Below are 6,000 nucleotides of genomic sequence, written 5' to 3'. Positions count from 1 at the left end.
AGTATCAATCAATTGTTTTTACAACATGACATGATCATACAATAAAAATACAATCAATAACACGTAGCAAAAATCATAAAAACACTAAACACCTTACTACTAAAGTGGAAATTTTTTTTCAATGCATTATTAACAAAAATTTCACCAACGGATTGATATTTAACAAATCGATACTAAAATTTAGAACATTGTACAGATAAACAATTGTGAATGTTGCGTTTTACTCAATAAATGAAAAGTTATACAAAATATTGGCGAAATTTGTTGAAAAATATCAAACTGATAAAAATCGAGTGCTAATTAAAACTCATGATAACATAACCGCAAACGATGTAAACGATCATCTGTGGTCTTATGAACCTATATCATTTTTGCCTCACGCTCTTTATATGGGGACAAAAACTGTTGATCAATCTATTCAAGAAAAGAATAACAATCGTCCTATCAAGGAACTTTACGAAAATATAACCGAACGATACATGATTCATGATGATTTTAGTGAATCATTTTTTAGAGAACAGCAAATTTTAGTATCATCAGAATTCACAAACATAAACAATCCATCGATTTTAATTTTATTGTACCACGAGGATGTTGACTCTATCATGAATTATATAAAGAACAGCAGCTTCATACGAGTTAACATATTTTTTTCACCTCATGAATGTAGAGATATGCAATTTGCAGAAACAATATGGAATGCATTTAGAGATTTCGATAGAATATATTGGTCTCAGCGTTATTAATCATAAAAAAGCACGCTTTAATTTATTAAAATTTATTAATATTAATTAATAACCTCATCAAAAATCACTTTGACTTACTATATTTAGCACCACATAATATGTTCATTCAGTCGAATATGATCATCATGAACAAAAATATAAACAAATTTATTAATGGGAAAAAACACATATTCACAGCCATAATAATGACATTAATCGGATTCACATCAACAAAATCTATGAATCAAAAATCACAATTTCAACCAACTGAAGAGAAAGTTATAATTGATAATAACGTATTCCCTATGGGGCATTATAACATGCATGAAGATGACTCCAATCTAATTATAGATCAGCAAGCTCTTCCTCCTCATGCTGAACATGTAATAAAGTCATTATTTGAAAAAAAGCTAATAGTTGATCTACAGAAGATAGATGAAAATCAAGTAGATCGAAACAATAGATACTCATTTGCCGCACTCTTAAAAAGAGCTCTACAAGAAAAAAACAGGTTGAGACAACCTATCGGCTCTTTGGAAATAACAGACATACAAAACATCATAGATAGTTACAATCAGAATTCTCAGAATTCACAAAAGCAAGAACAAGATCCGTTCCTTTTAGATCTAGCAATGTGTACAAAATTAATGAAAGAAACTATAATTAAGGTGACAGACTACCATAAAGATGGTGGTAAAACTATAAGTAAAGGATTTCTTTCATTTAAGACTTATGATGCAAAAGTTGTTCATTATAAAAATAGGGCAGTAATAAGAGTCGGAATAAAAATCACAGATCCAAACAAGATTATGGAATTAGCGAATCAATCTCCGGAGACATTTGCTAATGAACATGCATTAGATCCAGCCCGTGCAAATAAAATTCGTAAATACATACAAAAAGTATTTGAATATTACGCAGAAAATCCCATATTTTACTTTATATCAGAAATATTAGATGCAGAATTATCACAGGAAATCATTTTGGATAAGAAAGACGATAATATTGAGAGGACAAAACATGTCCAACCTAATATAAGCTTGTTAACTCCTGTTAAAATGTATATAGAACACCCATCTTCACTATCAAAAAAGAAAAATCCTATTATAGTAGAGATCGCATGTGGATCATTTGAAAAAGTTGGATTATATATGTATCATCATTATGCAATGAATAATCAGTTCTTTTCATTAATGCAAAATACATTGTTTAATTCAAGAAAAGCCTTTATAGAAAGAAGAGAAGAGAAAAATAAACAAAAACAGACACCTCAAGCATATCAACCAACATATACATCGCAAAAGCCTGAACAAAAACAGACACCAGGCCAAGCACCAACATATACATCGCAGAAACTCGACCAGCAGCAAAAACCTACAACAACCCAAACACCACAGACATCCACATCGCAAAAGCCTGAACAAAAACAGACACCAGGCCAAGCACCAACATATACATCGCAGAAACTCGACCAGCAGCAAAAACCTACAACAACCCAAACACCACAGACATCCACATCGCAAAAGCCTGAACAAAAACAGACACCAGGCCAAGCACCAACATATACATCGCAGAAACTCGACCAGCAGCAAAAACCTACAACAACCCAAACACCACAGACATACAGATCTCAGATATACGAACAGCAGCAAACAAGAGGTCAAACACCACAGACATCCACATCGCAAAAGCCTGAACAAACAACGACACCAGCCCAAGCACCAACATATACATCGCAGAAACTCGACCAGCAGCAAAAACCTACAACAACCCAAACACCACAGACATACAGATCTCAGATATACGACCAGCAGCAAACAAGAGGTCAAACACCACAGACATCCACATCGCAAAAGCCTGAACAAACAACGACACCAGGCCAAGCACCAACATATACATCGCAAAAGCCTGAACAAAAACAGACACCAGGCCAAGCACCAACATATACATCGCAGAAACTCGACCAGCAGCAAAAACCTACAACAACCCAAACACCACAGACATACAGATCTCAGATATACGACCAGCAGCAAACAAGAGGTCAAACACCACAGACATCCACATCGCACCAAGCACCAACATATACATCGCAGAAACTCGACCAGCAGCAAAAACCTACAACAACCCAAACACCACAGACATACAGATCTCAGATATACGACCAGCAGCAAACAAGAGGTCAAACACCACAGACATCCACATCGCAGAAGCCTGAACAAACAACGACACCTCAAGCATATCAACCAGCAAACACATCGCAAAAGCCTGAACAAACAACGACACCAGGCCAAGCACCAACATATACATCGCAAAAGCCTGAACAAACAACGACACCAGGCCAGGCACCAACATATACATCGCAAAAGCCTGAACAAAAACAGACACCAGGCCAAGCACCAACATATACATCGCAAAAGCCTGAACAAACAACGACACCAGGCCAGGCACCAACATATACATCGCAGAAGCCTGAACAAAAACAGACACCAGGCCAGGCACCAACATATACATCGCAGAAACTCGACCAGCAGCAAAAACCTACAACAACCCAAACACCACAGACATACAGATCTCAGATATACGAACAGCAGCAAACAAGAGGTCAAACACCACAGACATACAGATCACCTCAGGAATCTACAAACAAAATACAGGAAAATACTCCGCGATCAATAGAATCTGTCATGAATAAATACACCAATACTCAACAACAAAGATCAACAACACCAGCCAGAACAGGTGCAAATCAGAACTCATATCAATATCAGACCCCATATCAATATCAGACCCCATATCCAAATCAGAACTCATATCAATATCAGACCCCACAGACCCCATATCCAAATAATAAAAAATCTTGATTTCTCAGCTCACTCTGGTATGATCCGTATCAGAGGGCAGTTAGCTCAGTTGGTAGAGCTTCTCGTTTACACCGAGGGGGTCAGCGGTTCGAGTCCGTTACTGCCCACCATTATGCTTGAAGGAGCTTTTCTCTTGTGTAAAATTGCTGAAATTCTTCATTCAAAAGTTAAATTTTTTAAAGGATATTTTTCAAAGCAGACGTAAATTATATTGCAAAATCTTAATCATATCTCGAAATAAAATTAATTCAGCATTATTGCACATAAATTCAAATTTACATAATAACAAAACTCACAATTATGCATATATCAAAATGATTTATCAATATTCAAAAAAGAGCTAAAGTCAAACAATTTTCATGTATTTGATATAAAACAATTAAATTTGTTTGATGAAAAAATTTCAAATCAGCTAAAAAAATAGAAAGCTTCAGTTGCATATTGCACATTCACACAATATCTGCAATTTCTCATATTATGATCATTCATCTTTCGTTTGATCATAAATTACAAAAATTAACAAAAATTTCATAAATCAAATGTATACATTATAAGAAATATTAATAAATGCAATGCAATTTTTCACTCCACCTCTATTTTATAGATTGACAGATGAGAATATACAAAACTTAACTTTGCAAGAATTAAATGATTCGATAAAAAATGAGATAGAGAATGCTCTGATGATCAGGAATTCGCACAAAAATATTAACAGTTCAATCCCTATCATCGGCATGCCAAACATAGCAGAGCTAATAATAAAAAAAGACATAAATAGAGCAAAAGACGTTATAACGGAATCAATTTTAAAAGCCGATACACGTGTAAAAGATGTGAGCATAAATTTCGACAATATAGATTTTGAGGATATGACAATCGAAATATTCTGCTCATGCTCAATTTTATCAAATAGAGAATTATATAAAACATCCTTTTCGCTTAATATGAATCTGTAATCAATCTTTAAATAGATATTTAAGCAATGAGTAGACAATCTACATAGTGTTTTGCTTAATAATCAACATATTGATAATTTCACTCTTCAACTTAAAACAACTTGAATGCTATAATAATCAATCAGAGTTTAAGCCTATAAAACATATAATCGTGAATCTTACTGTTATCAAAGCAAAAGTATCAACAATATACATGAAAAATGACAATCATCAGAACGAAATCTATCTCTACTTACAAAATAACAATCAACAAAGTCGATATGTTGATGTGATATATTAATGGTAAAATCATTTTTTAATGCAAATAAAATTTCAGTCATTTCTATAATCTATCATTGAGAAAAGTCAATAAAGCTATTGATCAATATCTTCAAATATAATAAAATTTCCTATTCACAAGTGATAAATTTCATGAATCGTTACTCAAAGAAGAAATTGGTAAGGACAGAAAATAGCAGGAGGATGCTGAACAAATCGAGAATAAGCAGAGTCAGGACTTTTATCAAAAAATTTATCTCTGTAGTAAATGGAAAATCGATATCGGACATAAGATTTAATCAAGTTCAGAGCGAAATAATGAAAGGAGTAACTAAAGGAGTGTTGAAGCTAAACACTGCATCTAGAAAGATATCTAGATTGCATAAATTGATGAAAAAGCAACAACTCGAAATTTAATTTTCGATATTTTTTAATATTACTTAAGATTTTTTGAAAATTTCTATCATTAATGATCTTTTTTTTACAGTTAGTACTATATGGAATTTTTTTCAACACGTTAATTAAAACCGCGTATTTCAAAAGTAGTAATTTCAAAAATCATATTGCAGAAAAACAGCTTTTGAACGAAATTTCCACTTGAGCAAAAAAAATTGTCGAGTAGCGCACAATATAGTCAACTCAAAACTTGCATTCAATCAAACTATATAAAAAACAATCAATCAAAGATTGAATTCAAAATTTTCTTCCCAGACATATCAAACATCTCCATACCATTCAACAAAATGGCACCGTACCCCAAACTAGCATCTTTTACAATCTTAATCCCCGTATTCCCTGAAAACAAATTATTAATATCTTGCAAAAGTTTACTATTATCATCTACATCCTTAAAAATTCTAATCTCAACAAAACGCAATTTCTCAAAACATCTTACTGCATCAACCAACATTCGCCTCAACTTATAAAGAATATTATAGCGTACAGCATAAAAACAAAAATTCATCAGCTTTGTACTATCACTACATGCATGTTTCAATCGATCAATAACATCAGACTTATTTAAAACACACAATTCAATCCAAAAACTATGCTGATTCAGCAAAGCAACAGAGCAACTGTAAACTTCAGGAGAAGATTTCATAATATTATATAGAAAAAAAACTAAAGATCTATGAGAAATCAAACTAATAAAGAGAATCACTCTGTAATTATACTACACACAATTCAATAATGTAGCAA

The 6,000-nt window shown here is 33.0% G+C and carries 5 protein-coding genes and 1 tRNA gene; 5 read left to right on the top strand and 1 reads right to left on the bottom strand.

The features are described from left to right. Positions 1–206: 206 nt before the first annotated feature. The 5 genes from Gromo_RS02665 to rpsT all read left to right on the top strand — a co-directional run bounded on the left by Gromo_RS02665 (position 207) and on the right by rpsT (position 5,217). Positions 207–746 (top strand): DNA polymerase III subunit chi, encoded by a 540-nt coding sequence (locus Gromo_RS02665; RefSeq protein ID WP_231158914.1) that lies wholly within the window; start codon positions 207–209, stop codon positions 744–746. A gap of 125 nt (positions 747–871) precedes the next feature. Continuing rightward, positions 872–3,586: a hypothetical protein gene (locus Gromo_RS02660; RefSeq protein ID WP_231158913.1), complete on the top strand. Its 2,715-nt coding sequence runs from the start codon at positions 872–874 to the stop codon at positions 3,584–3,586. Positions 3,587–3,620: 34 nt separating this feature from the next. Next, positions 3,621–3,696, top strand: a tRNA-Val gene (locus Gromo_RS02655). A 462-nt stretch (positions 3,697–4,158) separates the two neighbouring features. Continuing rightward, the gene (locus Gromo_RS02650; protein ID WP_231158912.1) at positions 4,159–4,542 is read left to right on the top strand and encodes a hypothetical protein; all 384 of its coding nucleotides are present in this window, start codon (positions 4,159–4,161) and stop codon (positions 4,540–4,542) included. A 411-nt stretch (positions 4,543–4,953) separates the two neighbouring features. Beyond that, the gene (rpsT, locus tag Gromo_RS02645) at positions 4,954–5,217 is read left to right on the top strand and encodes a 30S ribosomal protein S20 (protein ID WP_231158911.1); all 264 of its coding nucleotides are present in this window, start codon (positions 4,954–4,956) and stop codon (positions 5,215–5,217) included. Positions 5,218–5,476: 259 nt separating this feature from the next. Here the strand turns inward: rpsT and Gromo_RS02640 are convergent, their stop codons facing one another. After that, positions 5,477–5,902, bottom strand: a complete 426-nt coding sequence (locus tag Gromo_RS02640; RefSeq protein ID WP_231158910.1) for a hypothetical protein — start codon at positions 5,900–5,902, stop codon at positions 5,477–5,479. Positions 5,903–6,000: the final 98 nt, after the last annotated feature.

It is taken from the genome of Candidatus Gromoviella agglomerans, from assembly GCF_021065005.1.
Taxonomy (GTDB): domain Bacteria; phylum Pseudomonadota; class Alphaproteobacteria; order CAJXXZ01.
The sequence above is the reverse complement of the archived record's forward strand: the minus strand, read 5'-3'. Positions and strand labels throughout refer to the sequence as shown.

What these genes read in the sequence shown, in the direction of transcription:
- rpsT (WP_231158911.1), top strand. Translation starts at nt 4,954, where the DNA reads ATGAATCGTTACTCAAAGAAGAAATTGGTAAGGACAGAAAATAGCAGG.
- Gromo_RS02660 (WP_231158913.1), top strand. Translation starts at nt 872, where the DNA reads ATGAACAAAAATATAAACAAATTTATTAATGGGAAAAAACACATATTC.
- Gromo_RS02650 (WP_231158912.1), top strand. Translation starts at nt 4,159, where the DNA reads ATGCAATTTTTCACTCCACCTCTATTTTATAGATTGACAGATGAGAAT.
- Gromo_RS02640 (WP_231158910.1), bottom strand. Translation starts at nt 5,902, where the DNA reads ATGAAATCTTCTCCTGAAGTTTACAGTTGCTCTGTTGCTTTGCTGAAT.